Genomic DNA, 2,715 nt, shown 5'->3' with positions numbered 1-2,715 from the left:
GCGGGGTTGTGCCGCTGCGCGTGGTTGTCCGCCGCGAGGTGCCCCGCCACGGTCCCGGCGCCCGGCGTTCGGCGGGCCTGCCTGCTCACCGCGGCGCTCGGCGTCGTCATCCAGGCGCAGGGTGAGTGAGATGCGTTTGCGGGGAATGTCGACGTCGAGGACCTTCACCCGCACGATGTCGCCGGACTTCACCACGTCCCGAGGGTCGGCCACGAAGGTCTTCGACATCGCCGAGACGTGCACGAGGCCGTCGGAGTGCACGCCCACGTCGACAAAGGCACCGAACGCGGCGACGTTGGTGACCACCCCTTCCAGCACCATGTCGGGGGTGAGATCGGCGAGGGTGTTGACACCGTCGGCGAAGGTCGCGGTCGCAAACGCCGGGCGCGGGTCACGGCCAGGCTTCTCCAGTTCCGCCACGATGTCGGTGACCGTCGGCAGGCCGAAGGTGTCGTCGACGAAGTCCGTGGGCCGCAGCGCGCGCAACAGCGCGGTGTTGCCGATCAGGGCCGTGAGCTCGCCGGCGGTCGACGTCAGGATGCGCCGGACCACCGGATACGCCTCCGGGTGCACGCTGGAGGCGTCGAGCGGGTCGTCCCCGTCCCGGATGCGCAGGAAGCCGGCGCACTGCTCGAACGCTTTCGGGCCGAGCCGTGGGACGTCGGTGAGGGCCCGGCGCGAGCGGAACGGGCCGTTGGCGTCACGGTGGCGCACGATGTTCTCCGCGAGCCCGCCGCCGATGCCCGAGACTCGGGTCAGCAGCGGGGCGGAGGCGGTGTTGACGTCGACGCCGACGGCGTTCACCGCATCCTCGACGACCGCGTCCAGCGAGCGGGACAGTTTGATCTCGGAGAGGTCATGCTGGTACTGGCCGACCCCGATCGACTTCGGGTCGATCTTGACGAGTTCGGCCAGCGGGTCCTGCAGACGGCGCGCGATCGACACCGCGCCGCGCAGCGACACATCCAGTTCGGGTAGTTCACGGGAGGCATACGCCGAGGCCGAGTAGACCGAGGCGCCGGCCTCGGAGACGACGACCGTGGTGAGCGACAGGTCGGGATGCAGCCTGGCCAGGTCGCTCGCGAGCTTGTCGGTCTCCCGGGACGCGGTGCCGTTGCCGATCGCGATCAGATCGACGCCGTGCTGGGCCGCGAGGCGGGCCAGTACGGCGATCGACTCGTCCCAGCGCCGCCGCGGTTCGTGCGGATAGATCGTTTCGGTGGCCACGACCTGACCGGTCGCGTCGACGACCGCGACCTTGACACCCGTGCGCAGGCCCGGATCGAGACCCATGGTCACCCGGGCGCCGGCGGGCGCGGCGAGCAGGAGATCGCGCAGGTTGACGGCGAACACCCCCACCGCGGTGTCCTCGGCCGCCTGCCACAGACGCATCCGCAGGTCGATGTCGAGGTGGACGAGGATGCGGGTGCGCCAGGCCCAGCGCACGGTGTCCACCAGCCAGCGGTCGGCCGGGCGGCCCAGGTCGGCGACGGTGAAGCGCTCGGCGATGGTCAGCTCGTAGGCACTCGGCGCGGGGGTCTCCCGCGGTGCGGCCTCCTCGACGGCCTCCTCCGGCTCCAGGGTGAGGTCGAGGATCTCCTCCTTCTCACCGCGGAACAGCGCGAGGATCCGGTGCGAGGGCAGCTTGGTGAACGGCTCGGCGAAGTCGAAGTAGTCGGCGAACTTGGCGCCGGCATCCTGCTTGCCCTCGCGTACCCGGGAGGTGAGCCGGCCCCGCGACCACATCCGCTCGCGCAGGGTCCCGATCAGGTCGGCATCCTCGGCGAACCGCTCGACCAGGATCGCGCGTGCGCCGTCCAGCGCGGCGCTGACGTCGTCGACGCCGCGCTCGGCGTTGACGAACGCTGCCGCGGTCAGCTGCGGGTCGAGGGTCGGATCGTCCAGCAGCGCCTGCGCCAGCGGTTCCAGGCCCGCCTCCCGGGCGATCTGCGCCTTGGTACGCCGTTTGGGCTTGTACGGCAGGTAGATGTCCTCGAGGCGCGCCTTCGAGTCGGCGGCCATGATCTGCGCCTCGAGTGCGTCGTCCAGCTTGCCCTGCGAGCGGATGGACTCGAGGATCGCGGTGCGGCGCTCCTCCAGCTCACGCAGGTACCGCAACCGCTCCTCAAGGGTGCGTAGCTGCGCGTCGTCGAGCACGCCGGTCGCTTCCTTGCGGTAGCGGGCGATGAACGGCACGGTGGCCCCGCCGTCGAGCAGGTCCACGGCCGCGGTCACCTGGCCCTCACGCACGCCGAGCTCCTCGGCGATCCTGCGATGAACCGACGTCGTCACAATCTTGATCCGCCTTCGCGCTGGGGTCCGAAGTCTTCGTGACCAGCTTGCCTGATCGTCAGGCCCGCGTACGCGGCAGGCCGCGCAACGCGCGCAGTAGCTTCTCGTAACCGCGACCGTCGAAAAGATCGACAGACTGCCAGGGTCGGAGCGCATCGGGGATGTCGCAGACCTCCAACCGCACCGGAATGATGTATGTCGCACCTTCGGGCTGTTCGCTCGCCGTATCGAGCGCGAGCCGGATCGCCCTGTGCAGGAAGCCCCGTCTGTTCGTCGCGTTCGCGCTCAGACAGACCAAGACGGCGGCGGACTCCCTGATTGCCTTCCTGACCAGCGGTTCCCGCTCCTGACCAGGAGAAATGTCCTCCTCGTCCAGCCAGGGTGCCAACTCGTCGTGCGCCAGGCGATCATATAAGGCGCGCA

The 2,715-nt window shown here is 69.9% G+C and carries 2 protein-coding genes; both read right to left on the bottom strand.

What is annotated here, in order from left to right:
- Positions 1-2,295 (bottom strand): Tex family protein (locus U9980_RS16985; RefSeq protein ID WP_416210300.1); only part of this gene is annotated, 2,295 nt, incomplete at its 3' end.
- Positions 2,296-2,350: 55 nt separating this feature from the next.
- Positions 2,351-2,715, bottom strand: a 365-nt coding sequence (locus tag U9980_RS16980) for a toll/interleukin-1 receptor domain-containing protein (protein WP_322768811.1), incomplete at its 5' end; no start/stop codon positions are given.

This window comes from Protofrankia sp. Cr1 (genome assembly GCF_963555865.1).
GTDB lineage: Bacteria > Actinomycetota > Actinomycetes > Frankiales > Frankiaceae > Protofrankia.
Note: the sequence above shows the minus strand (reverse complement) of the source record. Positions and strands in the feature narration are given on the sequence as shown.